The sequence below is a fragment of the Frigidibacter albus genome (assembly GCF_009908165.1).
Lineage (GTDB): Bacteria > Pseudomonadota > Alphaproteobacteria > Rhodobacterales > Rhodobacteraceae > Frigidibacter > Frigidibacter albus.
In genome coordinates this window covers 157637-178408 of the sequence record NZ_JAAAUC010000011.1, presented here as the reverse complement: position 1 = coordinate 178408, position 20772 = coordinate 157637, and the positions used below count along the sequence as shown (strand labels likewise).

Annotated in this window: 19 protein-coding genes and 1 pseudogene; 12 read left to right on the top strand and 8 right to left on the bottom strand. The window is 67.0% G+C overall.

Annotated features, from left to right (window positions below; translation table 11 throughout):
* The 7 genes and pseudogenes from GVY41_RS16730 to chvE all read right to left on the bottom strand — a co-directional run.
* Positions 1-181, bottom strand: a pseudogene (locus tag GVY41_RS16730) (aldehyde dehydrogenase (NADP(+))); the annotation flags it as partial.
* Positions 182-236: 55 nt separating this feature from the next.
* Positions 237-1982: an L-arabinonate dehydratase gene (gene araD, locus GVY41_RS16725; protein WP_161348122.1), complete on the bottom strand. Its 1746-nt coding sequence runs from the start codon at positions 1980-1982 to the stop codon at positions 237-239.
* A complete protein-coding gene (locus GVY41_RS16720) occupies positions 1979-2755 on the bottom strand; it encodes an SDR family NAD(P)-dependent oxidoreductase (RefSeq protein WP_161348123.1) in 777 nt (258 codons plus the stop codon). Before GVY41_RS16720 ends, araD begins: the two co-directional genes overlap by 4 nt.
* A complete protein-coding gene (gene araD1 / locus GVY41_RS16715; protein ID WP_161348124.1) occupies positions 2752-3735 on the bottom strand; it encodes an AraD1 family protein in 984 nt (327 codons plus the stop codon). Before araD1 ends, GVY41_RS16720 begins: the two co-directional genes overlap by 4 nt.
* A 3-nt stretch (positions 3736-3738) precedes the next feature.
* Entirely contained in the window at positions 3739-4929 is a 1191-nt protein-coding gene (gene mmsB / locus GVY41_RS16710) for a multiple monosaccharide ABC transporter permease (RefSeq protein ID WP_161348125.1), read from the bottom strand.
* Positions 4930-4943: 14 nt separating this feature from the next.
* Positions 4944-6467 (bottom strand): multiple monosaccharide ABC transporter ATP-binding protein, encoded by a 1524-nt coding sequence (gene mmsA, locus GVY41_RS16705; protein ID WP_161348126.1) that lies wholly within the window; start codon positions 6465-6467, stop codon positions 4944-4946.
* Between the two features lie 123 nt (positions 6468-6590).
* Positions 6591-7622: a multiple monosaccharide ABC transporter substrate-binding protein gene (chvE, locus tag GVY41_RS16700; protein WP_373283320.1), complete on the bottom strand. Its 1032-nt coding sequence runs from the start codon at positions 7620-7622 to the stop codon at positions 6591-6593.
* 177 nt (positions 7623-7799) lie between these two features.
* Here chvE and GVY41_RS16695 point away from each other — a divergent pair, with 177 nt between their 5' ends.
* Positions 7800-8741 carry a LysR substrate-binding domain-containing protein gene (locus GVY41_RS16695; protein WP_229726097.1) on the top strand — a complete coding sequence of 314 codons (942 nt, stop codon included), beginning with the start codon at positions 7800-7802 and terminating at the stop codon, positions 8739-8741.
* A gap of 3 nt (positions 8742-8744) precedes the next feature.
* Here the strand turns inward: GVY41_RS16695 and cbbR are convergent, their stop codons facing one another.
* The gene (gene cbbR / locus GVY41_RS16690) at positions 8745-9680 is read right to left on the bottom strand and encodes a LysR family regulator CbbR (protein ID WP_161348128.1); all 936 of its coding nucleotides are present in this window, start codon (positions 9678-9680) and stop codon (positions 8745-8747) included.
* Positions 9681-9763: 83 nt separating this feature from the next.
* Between cbbR and GVY41_RS16685 the strand changes: the two genes are divergently transcribed.
* Genes GVY41_RS16685 through gph form a run of 11 tightly spaced genes read left to right on the top strand, consistent with a single transcriptional unit; the run spans position 9764 to position 20758 of the window.
* Positions 9764-10804 carry a class 1 fructose-bisphosphatase gene (locus GVY41_RS16685; RefSeq protein ID WP_161348129.1) on the top strand — a complete coding sequence of 347 codons (1041 nt, stop codon included), beginning with the start codon at positions 9764-9766 and terminating at the stop codon, positions 10802-10804.
* Between the two features lie 4 nt (positions 10805-10808).
* The gene (locus GVY41_RS16680; RefSeq protein WP_161348130.1) at positions 10809-11681 is read left to right on the top strand and encodes a phosphoribulokinase; all 873 of its coding nucleotides are present in this window, start codon (positions 10809-10811) and stop codon (positions 11679-11681) included.
* Between the two features lie 23 nt (positions 11682-11704).
* Positions 11705-13684 carry a transketolase gene (gene tkt / locus GVY41_RS16675; RefSeq protein ID WP_161348131.1) on the top strand — a complete coding sequence of 660 codons (1980 nt, stop codon included), beginning with the start codon at positions 11705-11707 and terminating at the stop codon, positions 13682-13684.
* Positions 13685-13693: 9 nt separating this feature from the next.
* Complete coding sequence (gene gap, locus GVY41_RS16670; RefSeq protein WP_161348132.1) at positions 13694-14698, top strand: type I glyceraldehyde-3-phosphate dehydrogenase; 1005 nt, start codon at positions 13694-13696, stop codon at positions 14696-14698.
* Between the two features lie 28 nt (positions 14699-14726).
* Positions 14727-15806 carry a class II fructose-bisphosphate aldolase gene (gene fba / locus GVY41_RS16665; protein ID WP_161348133.1) on the top strand — a complete coding sequence of 360 codons (1080 nt, stop codon included), beginning with the start codon at positions 14727-14729 and terminating at the stop codon, positions 15804-15806.
* A gap of 14 nt (positions 15807-15820) precedes the next feature.
* Positions 15821-17278: a form I ribulose bisphosphate carboxylase large subunit gene (locus GVY41_RS16660; RefSeq protein ID WP_161348134.1), complete on the top strand. Its 1458-nt coding sequence runs from the start codon at positions 15821-15823 to the stop codon at positions 17276-17278.
* A 57-nt stretch (positions 17279-17335) separates the two neighbouring features.
* The gene (locus GVY41_RS16655) at positions 17336-17725 is read left to right on the top strand and encodes a ribulose bisphosphate carboxylase small subunit (protein WP_161348135.1); all 390 of its coding nucleotides are present in this window, start codon (positions 17336-17338) and stop codon (positions 17723-17725) included.
* A 53-nt stretch (positions 17726-17778) separates the two neighbouring features.
* Positions 17779-18705, top strand: a complete 927-nt coding sequence (cbbX, locus tag GVY41_RS16650) for a CbbX protein (RefSeq protein ID WP_161348136.1) — start codon at positions 17779-17781, stop codon at positions 18703-18705.
* On the top strand, positions 18702-19391 hold the full coding sequence (rpe, locus tag GVY41_RS16645) for a ribulose-phosphate 3-epimerase (protein WP_161348137.1): 690 nt from the start codon (positions 18702-18704) through the stop codon (positions 19389-19391). Before cbbX ends, rpe begins: the two co-directional genes overlap by 4 nt.
* The gene (locus GVY41_RS16640) at positions 19388-20083 is read left to right on the top strand and encodes an HAD-IA family hydrolase (protein WP_161348138.1); all 696 of its coding nucleotides are present in this window, start codon (positions 19388-19390) and stop codon (positions 20081-20083) included. Before rpe ends, GVY41_RS16640 begins: the two co-directional genes overlap by 4 nt.
* Positions 20084-20092: 9 nt before the next feature.
* Positions 20093-20758, top strand: coding sequence for a phosphoglycolate phosphatase (gene gph / locus GVY41_RS16635; RefSeq protein ID WP_161348139.1), 666 nt, complete (start codon positions 20093-20095; stop codon positions 20756-20758).
* The last annotated feature ends 14 nt before the right edge of the window (positions 20759-20772 follow it).

Below are 20772 nucleotides of genomic sequence, written 5' to 3'. Positions count from 1 at the left end.
TGGCGGCATAGGCCGGGAAGGCCGCAGCCGCCGCCTCGCAGGCCTGATCGACCAGATCCGGCGTGCCGACGGCAAAGTCATGCGCCGGGCCGGAGGCCGGCTCCGACCGGAAGGTCGCCGCGCCGGCGACCCACTCGCCAGCGATCAGGTGCTTGCCATGGGGGGTGAAGTCCTGTGTCATCGGGCATTCCTTCCAGGTTTTCAGAATTTTCGCCGCAGGGGAGGTGCGGCGGTGTCTAGTGGCTGTCGCGCCCCACCGGGGCGCCGCGGCAGCCTTTGAGGAAATCGAGGTCGGCGCCGGTATCGGCACCCTCGACATGGGCATCGTGCAGCCAGGCATAGCCGCTGGCGGGCGGCGCAGTGCGCGGGGACCAACCCGCCAGCCGGGCCGCCAGTTCCGCATCGGAGATATCGAGATGCAGGCGCCGGTTCGGCACATCCAGCTCGATCATGTCGCCGTCCTGCACCACCGCCAGCGGGCCGCCGGCCGCTGCCTCGGGCGAGGTGTGCAACACCACGGTGCCGTAGGCGGTGCCCGACATCCGCGCATCGGAGATGCGGACCATGTCGGTGATGCCCTTGCGCAGCACCTTGGGCGGCAGGCCCATGTTGCCGACCTCGGCCATGCCGGGATAGCCCTTGGGGCCGCAATTCTTCAGCACCATCACGCAGGTCTCGTCGATATCCAGCGCCTCATCCTCGATGCGGGCCTTGTAGTCGTCGATATCCTCGAACACAACCGCGCGGCCGCGATGGGTCAGCAGCGCGGGGGTTGCCGCCGAGGGTTTCAGGACCGCGCCCTTGGGGGCGAGGTTGCCGCGCACCACGACCACGCCGCCCGACTGGGTCAGCGCCTTGTCGGTCGGCAGGATCACGTCCTCGTTGTGGTTGATCACGTCCTTGACCTGATCCCACATCGTCTCGCCGCTGACGGTGAGGGCGTCCTTGTGCAGCAGGCCCGCCTCCCCCAGCCGCTTGATGACCACGGGCAGGCCGCCGGCATAGAAGAACTCTTCCATCAGGTATTTGCCCGAGGGCATCAGGTTGACGATGGTCGGAACGTCGCGGCCGCAGCGGTCCCAGTCGTCCAGCGTCAGGTCGATTCCGACGCGGCCGGCGATGGCGAGCATGTGGATCACCGCGTTGGTGGACCCGCCGATGGCACCGTTGGTGCGGATCGCATTCTCGAACGCCTCTTTCTTGAGGATGTCCGAGGGCTTCAGGTCATCCTTGACCATCTGCACGATGCGACGCCCGGTCAGCTGCGCCATCACCCGGCGGCGGCTGTCCACGGCCGGGATCGCGGCATTGCCCGACAGCGCCATGCCAAGCGCCTCGGCCATGCTCGCCATGGTGCTGGCGGTGCCCATGGTGTTGCACGAGCCCGGGCTGCGGCTCATCGAGGCCTCGGCCTCGAGGAAATCGGCCTGGCTCATCTCGCCGGCCTTCACGGCTTCGGAGAATTTCCACAGATGGGTGCCGGACCCCACCCGCTCGCCGCGGAAATAGCCGTTCAGCATCGGCCCGCCGGTCACCACGATCGACGGAAGGTCGGTCGAGGCGGCGGCCATCAGCAGCGAGGGCGTGGTCTTGTCGCAACCCACCATCAGCACGCAGCCATCCATCGGCTGGCCGCGCATCGCCTCTTCCACCGCCATCGCCGCAAGGTTGCGGAACATCATCGCCGTGGGGCGGAAGCCGCTTTCGCTGGCCGAGAACACCGGCACTTCGACGGGGAAGCCGCCGGCCTCGTAGATGCCGTGCTTCACCCGTTCCGCCAGATCGCGCAGGTGGGCGTTGCAGGGGGTCAGTTCCGACCAGGTGTTGAGGATGCCGATCACCGGGCGTCCGTCGAACAGGTCATGGGGCAGGCCCTGGTTCTTCATCCAGCCGCGGTGATAGATCTGGTCGCGGCCGGTGCCGCCGAACCATTCCTGCGAGCGCAGCTTGCGCGGCCATTCCGCCGGTTTGAACGCACTCATACCCAACCTCCGTCAACGATGAAGTTCTGTGCCGAGCACATGGCCGAGGCACCCGAGGCCAGGAACAGGGCCATCTGCGCGATATGTTCCGGCAGCACCGGGCCGGCGAGGCACTGGCTGCGGGCGATCAGTTCCTTGGCGGCGTCATCGACCCAGAGCCGAAGCTGCTTGTCGGTCATCACCCAGCCGGGGACGAGGGTGTTGACGCGGATGCCGTCGCGGCCAAGGTCGCGGGCGAGGCCGCGGGTCATGCCATGCACCGCCGCCTTGCTGGCCGCATAGACCGGGTAGCCGCCCGTCGCCATCATCCAGCCGACCGAGCCGAAATTGACGATGGAGCCGCCGCCCGCGCCGCGCATCATCGGGGCCACCGCCTGGGCGGCAAACATCTGGTGGCGCAGGTTGACGGCGATATGGCTGTCGAAGCCTTCCTCCGTCAGCCCTTCGAGCGAGTGGCGCTTGTCATTGGCGGCGTTGTTCAGAAGCGCGGTGATCGGGCCATGCGCCTCGGCAAAGGCGCGGATGGCGCCCTGATACTGGGCAGTGCGGGTGATGTCGCAGCTGGTGAAATGCGCGGACAGACCCTCGGCGGTCAGCGAGGCGGCCAGCGCCTCGCCCTCGGCCACGGCGATATCCACGAAGCAGGTGATGGCGCCCTGCCGGGCAAAGGCCGTGGTCAGCGAGGCGCCGATGCCGCTGGCCCCGCCCGAGATCAGCACGGTGCGCCCCGAAAGGTCCGGATAGGTGGCAAGCTGGGTCGCGGGCTCGGTCATAGCATCCTCACGGTTACTGGGGCCGTCTCGGCCGGCTCTGCGGCCAGCGGGTTCGCCAGCGGCAGGCCGAACGCGGCGGCCGAAATTTCAAACACGTCGCCCGGCTCAGTCGTGAAGCCATCGGCGAAGGACAGGGTGGCGGTTCCGAACATATGCACATGCAGATCGCCGGGGCGGCGGAAGCAGGCATATTTGAAGTGGTGGTGTTCGAGGTTGGCGATGCTGTGGCTCATATTCGCCTCGCCCGACAGGAACGGCTTCTCCCAGGCCACCGCGCCGCCGCGCAGGATGCGGCTGGTGCCGCGGATATCGGCGGGCAGAGCGCCGAGCAGCAGTTCCGGGCCAAAGGCGGCAGGGCGCAGCTTGGAATGCGCGAGGAACAGGTAGTTGATCCGTTCGGTCACATGGTCGGAAAACTCGTTGGCCAGCGAGAAGCCGACGCGGTGGGGCGTGCCATCCGGGCCGATGACGTAGAAGCCGGCAATCTCGGGCTCCTCGCCGCCATCCAGCGCGAAGCCGGGCGAGGTGAGCGGCTGGCCGGGGGCCACAGCCTCGGTGCCCGGGCCCTTGTAGAACCATTCGGGCTGCACGCCGACCTCACCATCCGCAGGCTTGCCGCCCTCCAGCCCCATGCGGAACATCTTCATGCTGTCGGTGACCGGGGCCGGGCCGCCCGTGGCCGCCGCATGCATCGCGTCTCGGGCCGAGGCCGAGCCGGTATGGGTCAGGCCCGTGCCGGTCAGATACATGCGCGCGGGTTCGGGGTGGCGCATCGGCAGGTCCAGCTTGCCGCCTGCGGCCAGCGCGGCCAGATCCACCGCCTCGCCCTGCCCCGCCGCCGCCAGAAGGTCCGCCAGCGGGCGGCCTTCGGCGATGGCGGCACTGGCCAGGTCATAGACGCTGGCCGCGCCGGGCAGCAGATGGGCGATCTCAGCCTCGCGGAGGATGACGCCCCCGCCGATCAGTTGCGAAAGATGCATCGGTCAGCCCTGCTTGGATTTGTTGTAAACGTCGAAGATCACCGCCGCGAGAAGCACCAGCCCCTTGATGACCTGCTGATAGTCGATGCCGACCCCCAGGATCGACATGCCGTTGTTCATCACCCCCATGATGAAGGCACCGATCACCGCGCCGACGATCTTGCCCGACCCGCCCGACATCGACGCGCCGCCGATGAAGACCGCCGCGATCACGTCAAGCTCGAAGGACACCCCGGCCTTGGGCGTGGCGGTGTTGAGGCGCGCCGCGAAGATCAGCCCGGCCAGCGCCGCCAGCATCCCCATGTTGCAGAAGGTCAGGAAGGTCAGCCATTCGGTGCGGATGCCCGACAGCTTGGCGGCCTTCTCATTGCCGCCGATGGCATAGATCCGGCGCCCCAGCGTGGTGGAGGTGGTGAGGAACGTATAGGCCGAGATCAGCACCGCCATCGTGATCAGCACATTGGGCAGGCCGCGATAGGTGGCCAGCAGCCACGAGATATAGGCCAGCGCCAGCGCGATCACCCCGTTGCGGACGGCGAAGGCGATGAAGGGCTCATCCTCGATCCCGTAGCGCTGCTGCCGGGCGCGAGCGCGGAAGGCGAAGATCACGATGGCGGTCGCGGCGGCGAGGCCCAGGATGAAGGCGGTGATGTTGGGTTTGTCGGGGCCGAAGATGTCGGGGACGAAGCCGGTGGAGAGCGACTGGAAGCCCTTGGGGAACGGCCCGACCGACTGGCCGTTCAGCAGCCACAGCGTCAGCCCGCGGAACACCAGCATCCCCGCCAGCGTGACGATGAAGGAGGGGATGCGCCAATAGGCGATCCAGTAGCCCTGCGCCGCGCCGATGATGGTGCCGACGATCAGGCAGGCCACGATCACCACCACCGTGGGCAGGCCCCACTGCACCATCATCACCGCCGCCAGCGCGCCGATGAAGCCCGCGACGGACCCGACCGACAGGTCGATATGCCCGGCGACAATGACCAGAAGCATCCCCAGCGCCATGATGATGATGTAGCTGTTCTGCAAGAACAGGTTGGTCAGGTTGACGGGCTTCATCAGCGTGCCGTCGGTCATCACCTGGAAGAACACCATGATGACCACCAGCGCGATCAGGATGCCGTATTCGCGCAGGTGGTTCTTCAGGTAATGCCCGAGTGCCGGGCGTTCGCCTTCGGCGGTGGTCTGTGCCATGTTCTCTTCCTCCCTCAGCCCTTCACGATCATCGACATGATCTTTTCCTGGCTCGCCTCGCCCTTTGCGAGCTCGCCCACGAAGGCACCTTCATTCATGACGTAGATGCGGTCGCACATGCCCAGAAGCTCGGGCATCTCCGACGAGATCACGATGACCCCGCGGCCCTGTGCGGCCAGATCGTTGATGATCCCGTAGATTTCAAACTTCGCGCCGACGTCGATGCCGCGGGTCGGCTCGTCTAGGATCAGCACCGCGGGGTCGGTGAACAGCCATTTCGACAGCACCACCTTCTGCTGGTTGCCGCCCGACAGGTTCATCACCTTCTGGAAGACGCCCGGCGTGCGGATCTTCAGCGCGGTTCGGTAACCCTCGGCCACCTTGCGCTCGGCCCCCGGATCGACGACGCCGTAACTGGACACCTTCTGCATCGCCGACAGCGTGGTGTTGCGCAGGATGGTTTCGGGCAGCACGAGGCCAAGGCCCTTGCGGTCCTCGGTCACATAAGCCAGCCCGGCGGCGATGGCGGCGGGGACGGTTCCGGTATCGACCGGCTGGCCGCGCAGGCGCACCTCGCCCGAGATGTTCCGGCCATAGCTTTTGCCGAAGATGCTCATCGCCAGTTCGGTGCGGCCAGAGCCCATCAGCCCGGCAATGCCCACCACCTCGCCGGCGCGGACGTTCAGCGAGACGTTGCGGATCATCTGGCGTTCGGCATGTTCGGGGTGCCAGACGTTCCAGCCCTCCACCTCCAGCAGCATCTCGCCAATGGCCACCTCGCGCGGCGGGTAGCGATGCGCCATGTCGCGGCCGACCATGTCGCGGATGATCCGCTCCTCGGAAATCGCCTCGGTCTTGCAGTCGATGGTCGAGACGGTGGCGCCGTCGCGGATCACCGTCACCCGGTCGGCCACGCGGCGGATCTCGTTCAGCTTGTGCGAGATCAGGATGCAGGCGATGCCCTGCGCGCGGAACTCGATCAGCAGGTCCAGAAGCTTCTGGCTGTCATTCTCCTGCAAGCTGGCGGTCGGCTCGTCGAGGATCAGCAGCCGCACCTCCTTGGACAGCGCCTTGGCGATCTCCACCAGTTGCTGCTTGCCCACGCCCAGCTTGTCCACTGGCGTGGTCGGCGCCTCGGACAGGCCCACCTTGCGCAGCAGCGTGGTGGTGCGGGTATAGGTTTCGGGCCAGTTGATGACGCCGCCGCTGGCATTCTCGTTGCCCAGAAAGATGTTCTCGGCAATCGACAGCAGCGGCACCAAAGCCAGTTCCTGATGGATGATGATGATGCCGCGGGCCTCGCTTTCGGCGATGCCGCGGAAGGCCATCGCCTCGCCTTCGTAGAAGATGTCGCCCTCGTAGCTGCCATGCGGATAGACGCCCGACAGCACCTTCATCAGGGTGGACTTGCCGGCGCCATTCTCGCCGCAGATCGCGTGGATCTCGCCGGGCAGCACGGTCAGGTTGACGTTGTCGAGCGCCTTCACACCGGGGAAGGTCTTGGTGATGCCGCGCATCTCGAGGATCGGGGTGGTCATGATGGTCCTTGCTGGCTGGCAAAGCCTGCCGGGCGGCTGCGGCCCGCGGGCGCTGCCTGCCTCTGGCAGGGCGCCCCGCCGGGAAAACCCGGCAGGGCGGTTCTGGCAAAGCGGCCGGTTACATCACTTCAGCTGGTCTTCGGTGTAATAGCCCGAGTCGATCAGCACGGCCTGGTAGTTGCTGGCATCCACCGGCAGCGGCTCCAGCAGGTAGGACGGGACAACCTTGACGCCGTTGTCATAGGTCTCGGTGTCGTTGATCTCGGGCTCGGAGCCCTGCAGCAGCGCATCGACCATGCCCACGGTGACGCGGGCCAGTTCGCGGGTGTCCTTGAAGATCGACGAATACTGCTCGCCGGCGATCATCGACTTGACCGATTGCACTTCGGCATCCTGGCCGCTGACGATCGGCATCGGCAGATCGCCCGAGCCGTAGCCAACGCCCTTCAGCGAGGACAGGATCCCGATCGACAGCCCGTCATAGGGCGAGAGCACGCCATGGACTTCCTTGTCGGAATAGTGGGCCGACAAGAGGTTATCCATGCGCGACTGCGCAACCGCGCCGTCCCAACGCAGGGTGCCGACGGTTTCCATGCCGGTCTGGCCCGAAGCGATGACGATGTCACCGGAGTCGATCATCGGCTGCAGCACCGACATGGCGCCGTCATAGAAGAAGTAGGCGTTGTTGTCGTCGGGCGAGCCGCCGAACAGTTCCACGTTCAGCGGGGCGGTGTCGGGGAAGCGCTCCTGCATCCCCTCGACAAGGCTGGTGGCCTGCAGCACGCCGACCTTGAAGTTGTCGAAGGTGGCATAATAGTCCACGTTGCCGCTGTCGCGGATCAGGCGGTCATAGGCGACGACCTTGATATCCGAGGCGGCGGCGTTTTCCAGCGCGTTCGACAGCGTGGTGCCGTCGATGGCGGCGATGACCAGAACGTTCACGCCCTTGGTGATCATGTTCTCGATCTGCGCCAGCTGGTTGGGGATATCATCCTCGGCATATTGCAGGTCGGTCGCGTAGCCGGCCTCTTCGAACTGCTTGACCATGTTGTTGCCGTCATCGATCCAGCGCGCCGAGGATTTCGTCGGCATGGCGATGCCGACCGTGCCCTTGTCCTGCGCAGCGGCGGACATCGCAAAGGACGAAACGCCCATGGCAAGCGCGGCCGCAAAAAGCGTGATTTTCATAGCTCTCTCCCTGTTCGGGCGCGGCAGCCTCCCCGGCGCGGCACCCGTTCCACCAGCGGGCCGACTCGGACCCTGCCCTGCTTCTAGGCCCGCTATACATACCATTCAAATTACATTATCGAAGCTGGACATGTCAGATTTGGTATGCCGATGTCCACAGACAGCTTCCTCAACCTCAAGACCGCGCAGCTACGATTGATCGCGGCGGTCGCCGATCACGGGCAGTTGCAGATGGCGGCGGCAGAGCTGGCCATGACCCAGCCGGCCGCGTCCAGGATGCTGGCCGAGATCGAAAAGGCCGTGCAGGCGCCGCTGTTCCAGCGCAGCCCGCGCGGCATGGTGCCCACGCTGATCGGCCGGGTGCTGGCCCGCCGCGCCCGCGCCATGCTGCAGGAAATGCGCGACATGGCCCGCGAGGTCGAAGAGCTGCGCGAGGGGCGCGGCGGCCTCGTGCGCGTCGGCGCGGTGACCGGCCCGGCGCTTGGCTATCTGGTGCCGGCGATCCGGCAGGTGAAGGCCGCCTCGCCCGAGGTCGAGATCACGGTGGAGGTGGCGCCCTCGGTCCAGCTGCTGCGCGATCTGGCGGCGGGGCATCTGGATTTCGCGCTGGCGCGGTTGCTGCCGGAATTCGACAGCAAGGAGTTCGACCTGCTGCCCGCACGGGATGAGATCGTGGCACTGCTGGTGCGGCGCGACCACCCGCTGTCGCGCGCCCCGCGGGTCAGCCTGCCGGAGCTGGCGCAATACGAATGGGTCATGCAGGAGCGCGGCGCGCCGATCCGGCAGGCGATGGAGGATGCCTTTGGCGAGGCAGGGCGGCCATTGCCGCGCAACATCATCAACTCCTCGTCGCTGCTGTTGATGATCGCGCTGCTGTCGCAGACCAACGCCATCGCACCGATGGCCGAGGAGGTCGCGGCGCTGATCATCGACGAACCGGTGGGCGCCGGTTTCGCCGTGCTGGCGCTGGACCGGCAGATCCGGGTCTCGCCCTATTTCCTGCTGTGTACCCGTGGCCGGGTGCTGTCGCCGGTGGCGAACCGGCTGCGGATGCTGGTGCAGGCGGAACTGTCGGGGCGCGGCTGACGGCTATGGCTCGGATGGCCACCGGGGAAGGAAACTGCCCTCCATCCGCAATATCTCCTCGCGCAGCCGCGCGGCGGCGGCCCCCAGCGGCACCGCGGCGGGATGCACCAGGAACCACTGCCGCTCGATCGGCAGGCCCGGCGCCGGCAGCAGCGCCAGCCGCCCGGACTGCAATTCGTCCATCACCGTGTGCAGCGACAGGAAGGCGATCCCCAGCCCGGCGATGGCCGCCTGCTTGATGGTCTCGTTGGACTCCATCTCGACCATGTCCACCACCTGCCCCTCGCCCAGCCGGTCGAGGTAGCGCGACATCAGGATGCGGGTGCCCGACCCCTCCTCGCGCGCCAGAAACACCTGCGACAGGATCGCCGCCACATCCGGCACCGCCGCGCCCACCAGCGGGTGATCCGGCGGCGCGACCAGCGCATGGGGATGCGGGCCGAGCCCTTCGGCCTCCACCAGCGGCACCCGCGGCGGGCGGCCCATGATCGCGAGGTCGAGCGCCTGCCGGTCGAGCCCCGCCATGATCTGCTCGCGGTTGCCGACCTTCAGCACGATTCGGATCCCGGGGCAAAGATCGGTCAGCTGCCGCACCAGCCGCGGCGCGAAATACTTGGCGGTAGAGACCACCCCCAGCGTCACCCGCCCCGCCTGCCCTGCGGCAAGTGCGTCAATCCGCGCACCGGCCTGCGACAGCGCAACGTCGATCCGCCGCGCCGCCTCCAGCACCTCCGCGCCCTCGGCGGTCAGCGGCAGGCCGCTGCTTGCGCCGCGCTGCAGCATGGGACGGCCAAAGGCGATCTCCAGATGCTTGATCTGGCTGTGGATTGCCGGGGGCGTCAGCCCAAGCTGCAGCGCAGCAGCGGTCAGCGAGCCGGTCTCGCTCACCGCGACCAAGGCGCGCAGCTGTTTCAGCGTCACGGCATCAAGGCGGATCACTTCAATATTCCTGAATGTATCTTCATGACTATTAAATTCCACGAAACGCCAATTCCCGCAAGGGTCTCCCCAAGGCACTACGCATGGGAGGAGACATCGTGGACAGCCAAGGCGCGGCCCTTGCGGCCGCTGGCACCCCCGTGCTCGAGGGTGTGCCGCAGCAACTGGCAGAGGTGATGGACCGCCTCGCCATCGTGACGGCGGGGATCGCCCGGCGCATCGCCCGCGGCGGCATCGACGAGCAGCTTGGCGGCGGCGTTGGCACCAATGCCGATGGCGACGGGCAGAAGGCGCTGGACGTGATCGCGGATGACGCCTTCTGCGCGGCCCTCGCCGGCACCGCGGTGCGCTTCTATGCCTCCGAAGAGCAGGAGGTGGCGGTGACGCTGAACCCCGAGGGCGATCTGGCGCTGGCCATCGACCCGCTGGACGGTTCCTCGAACATCGACGCCAATGTTTCGATCGGCACCATCTTCGGCATCTACCCCGCCGAAGACACGCCCGAATCCAGCTTCCTGCGCCCCGGCAGCGACCTCATCGCCGCGGGCTACGCGATTTACGGGCCCCAGTGCTGCCTCGTCGCCAGCTTTGGCGCGGGCGTGCTGAAATGGGTGCTGGACCCCGAAACCGCCGCCTGGGTGCTGGTCGCCCGCGGCCTGACCGTCGCCCCCAGCTCCAGCGAGTTTGCGATCAACGCTTCGAACTACCGGCATTGGCCGGCGCCGGTGCGCGCCTATGTCGATGATTGCGTGGCAGGCGCCGACGGGCCGCGCGGGCAGAATTTCAACATGCGGTGGGTCGCCTCGCTGGTGGCCGAGACGCACCGCATCCTGACCCGCGGCGGGGTGTTCCTCTATCCGCGCGATGACCGCAAGGGCTATGCCCAGGGCCGGCTGCGGCTGGTCTATGAATGCGCGCCCATCGCCTTTGTCATCACCCAAGGCGGCGGCAGCGCCACCGATGGCGAGCAGCCGATCCTTGCCCGGGTGCCCGCGCATCTGCATGACCGCACGCCCTTTGTCTTCGGGTCCTCCGAGAAGGTCGCCCGCATCACCGCCTACCATGACCTGCCCGAGCGGGAGAGCTCTGCGCTCTTCGGCAAGCGCGGCCTGTTCCGGAGCTGAGAGCATGAGCAAGAAACATCCCATCATCTCGGTCACCGGATCGTCCGGCGCGGGCACGACCACGGTGAAGAACACCTTCGACCAGATCTTCCGCCGCGAAGGCATCACCGCCGTCAGCATCGAGGGCGACGCCTTCCACCGCTTCAACCGCGCCGAGATGAAGGCCGAGCTCGACCGGCGCAGCGCAGATGGCCAACCCTCGTTCTCGCACTTCTCCTATGAGGCGAATGAACTGGAAGAGTTGGAGCGGGTGTTCCGCGATTATGGCGCCACCGGCACCGGCCGCACCCGGCATTACGTGCATGATGACCGCGAGGCGGCGCTCTATGGCGTGCCCCCCGGCACCTTCACCGACTGGGCCCCGTTCGAGGATGGCTCGGACCTGCTGTTCTACGAAGGCCTGCATGGCTGCGTGGTCAATGACACGGTGAACCTGCCGCGCCATGCCGACCTGAAGATCGGGGTGGTGCCGGTCATCAACCTGGAATGGACGCAGAAGATCCACCGCGACCGCGCCAGCCGCGGCTACACGACCGAGGCGGTGACCGACACCATCCTGCGCCGGATGCATGCCTATGTGCATTGCATCTGCCCGCAATTCACCGAAACCGACATCAACTTCCAGCGGGTGCCGGTGGTCGATACCTCGAACCCGTTCATCGCGCGCTGGATCCCCACAGCCGATGAAAGCCTGGTGGTGATCCGCTTCAAATCCCCGCGTGGGATCGATTTTCCCTACCTGACCGCGATGATCCACGGGTCCTGGATGAGCCGCGCCAATTCCATCGTGATCCCGGGCAACAAGCTCGACCTTGCCATGCAACTGATCCTCACCCCGCTGATCGAGCGGCTGGTGGCGGATGCGAAACGCGCCTGACCAAGGACTGAAAGGAGACGCCGATGAACGCCGAGATCCAGATTGCCGATGAACGGCTGATGGCGAACGCGCTGCGCGCCCTGGCGATGGATGCGGTGCAGGCCGCCAATTCCGGGCATCCCGGGATGCCGATGGGCATGGCCGACGTGACGGCGGTGCTGTTCAACCGTTTTGTCACGATCGACCCCGCAGCCCACCAATGGCCGGACCGCGACCGTTTCGTGCTGTCGGCCGGGCATGGCTCGATGCTGCTCTATGCGGTGAACCATCTGCTGGGCTATCCCGACATGGGCATGGACCAGGTCCGCGCCTTCCGCCAGATGGGCAGCCGCACCGCCGGGCACCCGGAATATGGCCATGCGCAGGGGGTGGAGGTCACGACCGGCCCGCTGGGGCAGGGCATCGCCACCGCCGTCGGCATGGCGCTGGCGGAACGGATGGGCGCGGCGCGGTTCCCGGGCCTCGTGGATCATTGGACATGGGTCATCGCCGGGGATGGCTGCCTGATGGAGGGGATCAGCCATGAAGCCATCGACATGGCCGGGCATCTTGGGCTGGGACGGCTGGTGGTGCTGTGGGACGACAACCGCATCACCATCGACGGCGGCACCGATCTGTCCACCTCCACCGATCAGATGGCCCGCTTCGCCGCCTCGGGCTGGCATGTTCTGTCCTGCGACGGGCATGATGCTGCGCAGATCGGGGACGCGATCACCGCGGCCCGGGCCGACCCACGCCCCAGCCTGATCGCCTGCCGCACGCTGATCGGCTGCGGCGCGCCCAACAAGCAGGGCGGGCATGACGTGCATGGCGCGCCGCTGGGGGCGGAGGAGATTGCCGCCACCCGCGCGCATCTGGGCTGGGATGCGCCGCCCTTCGAGATCCCCGCCGGCGTCTATGCCGCCTGGGCCCGCATCGCCGCCCGCGGCGCGAAGGCCCGGATGGATTGGGAGGCGCGGCTGGCCACCTCGCCGAACCTTGAGGAGTTCGCTGCAGCGCTGGCCCGCGACCCGGCGCCGCTGGCCCCGGCGATGGCCGCCTACAAGGCGCAGTTGCTGGCCGACCGCCCCAAGGTCGCCACCCGCAAGGCCAGCGAGATGGCGCTTGGCGTCGTCAACGCCGCGCTGCCCTTCACCATCGGCGGCTCGGCTGACCTGACCGGATCGAACCTGACCCGCAGCAAGGGGATGCGGCCCGTGACCCGCGACGATTACTCCGGCAGCTACCTGCACTACGGCATCCGCGAGCATGGCATGGCGGCGGCGATGAACGGCATCGTGCTGCACGGGCTGTTCCGGCCCTATGGCGGCACCTTCCTGGCCTTTGCCGATTATTGCCGCCCCGCGATCCGGCTGGCGGCGCTGATGGGGGTGCCGACCGTCTTCGTGATGACGCATGACTCCATCGGCCTGGGTGAGGACGGCCCGACCCACCAGCCGGTGGAGCATCTGGCGAGCCTGCGCGCCATCCCGAACCTGACGGTGATCCGTCCCTGCGACGCGGTGGAGACCGCCGAGGCCTGGGAGATGGCGATGGCCGCCACCGATGGCCCGGTGCTGCTGGTGCTGTCGCGGCAGAACCTGCCCTTGCTGCGCAGCGAGGCTGCAGAAAACCTCACCGCCCGCGGCGCCTATCTGCTGCGCGATCCCGGCGCGCGTGACGTGACGCTGATCGCCACCGGGTCGGAGGTCGAGATTGCGATGACGGCGGCAGAGGCGCTGGCGGATGAGGGGATCGACGCCGCCGTCATCTCTGCCCCCAGCTTCGAGGCCTTCGCCGCGCAGCCCGCCGCAGCCCGCGCCGCGCTTCTGGGCTCCGCCCCCCGCATCGGGATCGAGGCGGCGATCCGCCAGGGCTGGGATCTGTTCCTGCGCCCCGAGGACGGCTTTGTGGGAATGTCCGGCTTTGGCGCCTCGGCGCCCGCCCCCGAACTCTACCGCCATTTCGGCATCACCCCCGACTCCGTGGCGAGCCTCGCCAAGACCCTGATAAAAGCAAACTAAGGCACTGACATGACTGTGAAAGTTGCAATAAACGGCTTCGGCCGCATCGGCCGGAACGTGCTTCGCGCCATCATCGAGAGCGGCCGCACCGATATCGAGGTGGTGGCGATCAACGATCTCGGCCCGGTGGAGACGAACGCGCATCTGCTGCGCTTCGACAGCGTGCATGGCCGGTTTCCGGGCGAGGTGACGACCGGCGAGGACTGGATCGACGCCGGCCGCGGCAGGGTGCGGGTGACGGCGCTGCGCGATCCCGCCGCGCTGCCCTGGGCCGATGTCGATGTGGCGCTGGAATGCACCGGCATCTTCACCGCCCGCGACAAGGCGGCGCTGCATCTGCAGAACGGGTCCAGCCGGGTTCTGGTCTCGGCCCCGGCCGAGGGCGCCGACAAGACCATCGTCTTCGGCGTCAACCATGCCAGCCTGACCGCAGCCGATACCGTGGTGTCGAATGCCAGCTGCACCACCAACTGCCTGTCGCCGGTGGCGCAAGTGCTGCACGGCGCCATCGGCATCACCCGCGGCTTCATGACCACGATCCACAGCTACACCGGCGACCAGCCGACGCTGGACACCATGCACAAGGACCTCTACCGCGGCCGCGCCGCGGCGCTGTCGATGATCCCCACCTCGACCGGCGCCGCCAAGGCGGTGGGCCTGGTGCTGCCGGGGCTGAAAGGCCGGCTCGACGGCGTGGCGATCCGGGTGCCGACGCCGAACGTTTCCGTCGTGGACCTGACCTTCGAGGCCGCCCGCGACACCAGCGCCGAGGAAATCAACGCGGCCATCCGCACCGCGGCCGCCAGCGGCCCGCTGGCCGGCATCCTTGGCTGCACCGACCAGCCGAACGTCTCGATCGACTTCAACCACGATCCGCGTTCGAGCGTGTTCCACCTCGACCAGACACGGGTGATGGAGGGCCGCTTCTGCCGGATCCTCAGCTGGTACGACAACGAATGGGGCTTTTCCAACCGCATGGCCGACACGGCCGTGGCGATGGGAAAGCTGATCTGAGGGCAAACTGATCTGATCGGAGGCAGCCATGACACTGATAACGCTGAGACAACTTCTCGACCACGCGGCAGAGCACGGCTATGGCGTGCCCGCCTTCAACATCAACAACATGGAACAGGGGCTGGCGATCCTGAAGGCCGCCGCCGCGGTGGATGCGCCGGTGATCTTGCAGGCCAGCCGCGGTGCGCGGTCCTATGCCGGTGACATCATGCTGCGCGCCATGGTCGAGGCGCTGGCGAAGATGCACCCGACCATCCCGATCTGCCTGCACCAGGACCACGGCAACAACGAGGCGACCTGCCTGTCCGCCATCCGCCACGGCTTTACCAGCGTGATGATGGACGGATCCCTGCTGGCCGACATGAAGACCCCCGCCCCCTATGACTACAACGTCGACATCACCGCCCGCGTGTCCGATGCCGCGCATTGGGTCGGCGCCAGTGTCGAGGGCGAGCTGGGGGTTCTGGGCAGCCTTGAATCGGGCGAGGCCGCGGCCGAGGATGGTTCTGGCGCCGAGGGCAAGCTCGACCACAGCCAGCTGCTGACAGACCCGGATCAGGCGGTGGATTTCGTGCTGCGCACCAAGGTCGATGCGCTGGCCATCGCCTGCGGCACCAGCCACGGCGCCTACAAGTTCACCCGCGCCCCCGATGGCGAGATCCTGGCGATGCATGTAATCGAGGCGATCCATGCCCGCCTGCCGGGAACGCATCTGGTGATGCACGGATCGTCCAGCGTGCCGCAATACCTGCAGGACCTGATCAACGACAATGGCGGCGAGATGCCCCAGACCTGGGGCGTGCCGGTGGACGAGATCGAGCGCGGCATCCGCATGGGCGTACGCAAGGTCAATATCGACACCGATTGCCGGATGGCGATGACCGGCCAGTTCCGCCGCATCGCCACCAAGACCCCCCGCGAATTCGACCCGCGCAAGTTCCTGATCCCGGCGATGGCCGAGCTGGAAGTGCTGGTCAAGGACCGTTTCGAGCGTTTCGGCACTGCCGGCCACGCCTCGAAGATCACCGTCATCCCGATGGATGACATGGCGAAACGCTATGCGTCGGGCGCGCTTGACCCGGCGGTTTCCACCGCGAAAGCGGCCTGACAGGGGAGGCTTCGATGAACAAGCAGACAGAGATCAAGGGCAAGGACCGCTACAAGGCGGGCGTGCTGAAATACGCGCAGATGGGCTATTGGGATGGCGACTACCAGCCCAAGGACACCGACCTGCTGGCGCTGTTCCGCATCACCCCGCAAGAGGGCGTCGATGCGATCGAGGCCGCGGCCGCGGTCGCCGGCGAAAGCTCCACCGCGACCTGGACGGTGGTCTGGACCGACCGGCTGACCGCCGCCGACCAGTACCGCGCCAAGGCCTACAAGGTGGAACCGGTGCCGGGCCGTCCGGGCGAGTGGTTCTGCTACGTCGCCTATGACCTGATCCTGTTCGAGGAAGGATCGATCGCCAACCTGACCGCCAGCATCATCGGCAACGTGTTCAGCTTCAAGCCGCTGAAGGCCGCGCGGCTGGAGGATATGCGCCTGCCGGTGGCTTACGTCAAAACCTTCAAGGGCCCGCCGACGGGTCTGGTGGTGGAGCGCGAACGGCTCGACAAGTTCGGCCGCCCGCTGCTGGGGGCCACAACCAAGCCCAAGCTGGGCCTGTCGGGCAAGAACTATGGCCGCGTGGTCTATGAGGGGCTCAAGGGCGGGCTCGACTTCATGAAGGATGACGAGAACATCAATTCGCAACCCTTCATGCACTGGCGCGACCGCTTCCTCTACGTGATGGAGGCGGTGAACAAGGCCAGCGCGGAAACCGGCGAGGTGAAGGGCAGCTACCTGAACGTCACCGCCGGCACGATGGAAGAGATGTACCGCCGCGCCGATTTCGCCAAATCGCTCGGCTCGGTCATCGTGATGATCGATCTGGTGATCGGCTATACCGCCATCCAGTCGATGGCCGAATGGTGCCGGGCGAACGACATGATCCTGCACCTGCACCGCGCCGGCCACGGCACCTACACCCGGCAGAAGAACCACGGCGTCAGCTTCCGGGTCATTGCCAAATGGATGCGTCTGGCCGGGGTGGACCATATCCACGCAGGCACAGCCGTCGGCAAGCTGGAGGGCGATCCGATGACCGTGCAGGGCTATTACAACGTCTGCCGCGAGACCTTCAATCCGGTCGATCTGGAGCGCGGGATCTACTTCGATCAGGACTGGGGCGACATCAAGAAGGTGATGCCGGTCGCCTCGGGCGGCATCCATGCCGGGCAGATGCACCAGCTGCTGGACCTCTTTGGCGACGATGTGGTGCTGCAGTTCGGCGGCGGCACCATCGGCCACCCGATGGGCATCCAGGCGGGGGCCACCGCCAACCGCGTGGCGCTCGAGGCGATGGTGTTCGCGCGCAACGAAGGCCGCGACATCAAGACCGAGGGCCCCGAGATCCTGCGCGCCGCCGCCAAGTGGTGCAAGCCGCTCGAGGCCGCGCTCGATGTGTGGGGGGACATCTCGTTCAACTACACCTCGACCGACACCTCGGACTACGCCCCGACCCCCTCTGCCTCCAGCTAGGCGCCCTGCCCCCCGGACCGCCGGGGGGCCCACCCATCCAACCAAGGGAGACATTCCATGCGCATCACCCAGGGCTGCTTTTCATTCCTGCCCGACCTGACCGACGAGCAGATCTCAAGCCAGGTGGACTATTGCCTGTCGAAAAACTGGGCCATCGGCATCGAGTATACCGACGACCCGCATCCGCGGAACACCTACTGGGAGATGTGGGGTAACCCGATGTTCGACCTCGTCGATCCCAAGGGCGTGATGATGGAGCTGGAGGCCTGCCGCAAGCAGTTCGGCGATCACTACATCCGCTTCAATGCCTTCGACAGCACCCGCGGGTTCGAGACGGTGACGATGTCCTTCATCGTCAACCGCCCGAAGGTGGAGCCGAAGATCCGCATGATCCGCCAGGAAGTCGATGGCCGCTCGCAGCGCTACAGCTTCGAGACGGTCCGCTGAACACCGGCGCGGCCCCCCGGCGGGGCCGCACCTGAACCTACCGGGAGATTACGATGGACGGCGACATCCCTGCCCCCCTGCCCACCACGGTTGACCTGCGGGCCGAATATGAAAGCTCGGGCGTCAAGGAGCTGCTCGACGATCTCGATCACGAGATGATCGGGCTGAAGCCGGTCAAGCAGCGCCTGCGCGAAACCGCCGCGCTGCTGCTGGTCGAACGCGCCCGCAAGTCGCTGGGGCTGACCCATCACACGCCGACGCTGCACATGTCCTTCACCGGCAATCCCGGCACCGGCAAGACCACCGTCGCGCTGAAGATGGCGGGGCTGCTCAAGCGCCTCGGCTATGTCCGCAAGGGCCATCTGGTATCGGTGACCCGCGACGATCTGGTGGGCCAGTATATCGGCCACACCGCGCCCAAGACCCGGGAGGTGCTGAAGAAGGCCATGGGGGGCGTGCTGTTCATCGACGAGGCCTATTACCTCTACCGCCCCGACAACGAGCGCGACTATGGCCAGGAAGCCATCGAGATCCTGCTGCAGATCATGGAGAACAACCGCGACGATCTGGTGGTGATCCTTGCGGGATATGCCGACCGGATGGACAAGTTCTTCGAATCCAACCCCGGTTTCCGCAGCCGGATCGCCCATCACATCGACTTCCCGGATTATCAGAACGAAGAGCTGCACCGCATCGCCGCCCATATGCTGACCGAGCAAAACTATGTCCTGACCGAGGGCGCGAGGGCGGCGATGGACGACTACATCGCCCTGCGCCGCGGCCAGCCGCATTTCGCCAATGCCCGCTCGATCCGCAACGCGCTGGACAGGGCCCGGCTGCGGCAGGCGAACCGGCTGTTCTCCTCGGCGGCGGGGCCTTTGGATGCCACCGCGCTGTCGACGATCGAAGAAGAGGACATCCGCGCCAGCCGCGTCTTCTCGGGTGGGCTGGATTCGGGCCGCAAGGAGGACGCCGCATGACATTCGACCGCCGCATCAAGATCGCCCCGTCGATCCTCTCTGCCGATTTCGCCAATTTCGGCGCAGAGTGCCGCGCGATTGAAGCCGAAGGTGCCGACTGGGTGCATGTGGACGTGATGGACGGCCATTTCGTGCCCAACATCACCTTTGGCCCCGCCACCTGCGCCGCGATCCGGCCGCATATCAAGGGCGTGATGGATGTGCATCTGATGATCGCGCCGGTCGATCCCTACATCGAGGCGTTTGCCGCCGCGGGTGCTGACGTGATCACCGCGCATATCGAAGCCGGCCCGCACATTCACCGTACCTTGCAAGCCATTCGAAACACGGGAAAAAAGGCCGGTCTGGCCATCAACCCCGGCACCGGGCTGGACGGGGTGGAAAACCTGCTCGACATGCTCGACCTCGTCTGCGTGATGACCGTCAACCCGGGCTTCGGCGGGCAGTCCTTCATCGCCTCGCAGGTGGACAAGGTGCGCCGGTTGCGCGCGCTGATTGGGGATCGCCCGATCCATATCGAGATCGACGGCGGTGTCACCCCCATCACCGCACCGCTGGTGGCGGCGGCGGGCGCCGATGTGCTAGTGGCGGGGTCTGCGGTGTTCAAGGGCGGGTCGGTCAGCGACCCCTCCCCTTACGGCGCCAATATCCGGGCGATCCGGGCGGCGGCGGAGGCGGCCACATGATCCGGGCGTTGATCTTCGACGTCGACGGCACCCTTGCGGAAACCGAGGAGCTGCACCGCCGCGCCTTCAATGACAGCTTCCGTGCTGCGGGCCTCGGCTGGCACTGGTCCCGCGCCGAGTACACCAGCCTGCTCACCACCACCGGCGGCAAGGAGCGGATCACCCGCTATCTGCTGGGCCTCGGCCTCGACCCCGCCGGCTTCCCCGTCGCGGCCCTGCACGCCGCCAAGACAGACCGCTACGGCGCGCTGGTCGCGGGCGGCGAACTGACCCTGCGCCCCGGCATCGCCGCGCTGCTGGCCGAGGCGCGGCGCGTCGGGCTGCGGCTCGCCTGCGCCACCACCACCAGCGCCCCGAATGTCGAGGCGCTGTGCCGCGCCTGCTTTGGCAAACCGGCGACGGAGGTGTTCGACGCAATCGCGGCTGGCGATATCGTCGCCGCGAAGAAGCCCGCGCCCGACATCTACCGCCATGCCCTTGCCGAGCTGAACCTCGGCCCCGAACAGGCCGTCGCCTTCGAGGACAGTGCCAACGGCCTCAGCGCCGCCCGCGCGGCGGGGCTTGCCTGCGTCGTCTCGCCCGGTGTCTATACGCTGCACGAGGACTTCCCGGGCGCGCTGGCGGTTCTCGACTGTTTTTCCGAACTGGGCGGTATCGCGGGTCTTGCCGCGCTGCTGGCGCCGGCGCAGTAGGACCAAAGCATGGCGACGCTGATTTTCGACCTCGACGGCACGCTGATCGACTCGGCGCCCGATATCCACGCCGCCTCGAACACCGTGCTGGTGGAGGAGGGGTTGCCCCCGATGGCCCTGCCCGAGGTGCGCAGCTTCATCGGCCGCGGGGTGCCGCATCTGGTGGCCTGCCTGCTGACGGCGGCAGGGCAGGATCCCGCTGGCCCGCGCCATGCACGGCTGGTGGCGCGGTTCACCGATATCTATGAGGATGCGGTGGGCCTGACCGTGCCCTACCCGGGCGTGGTGGCCGCGCTGGAGGCTCTGGCCGCCGAGGGCCACGGTCTTGGCATCTGCACCAACAAGCCGCTGGTCCCGGCGCAGGCGGTGCTGCGGCATCTGGACCTTGCGCGGTTCTTCACCGTGGTGACGGGCGGCGACAGCCATCCGCTGAAAAAGCCCGACCCCGCGCCATTGCTGGCGACGCGGGACGCGCTTGGCGGCAACCCGGATCTGTATATCGGCGACAGCGAGGTCGATGCCGAATGCGCCCATCGCGCCGGGCTGACCTTCCTGCTGTTCACCGAAGGCTACCGCAAGGCGCCGGTGGAAACTTTGCCCCATGCCGCGGCCTTTCGCGACTTTGCGGAGCTGCCCGCCCTCGTCGCCCGGATGCTGGCGCCCGCCGCCGGCTGAAGCCTGCGCCCCCG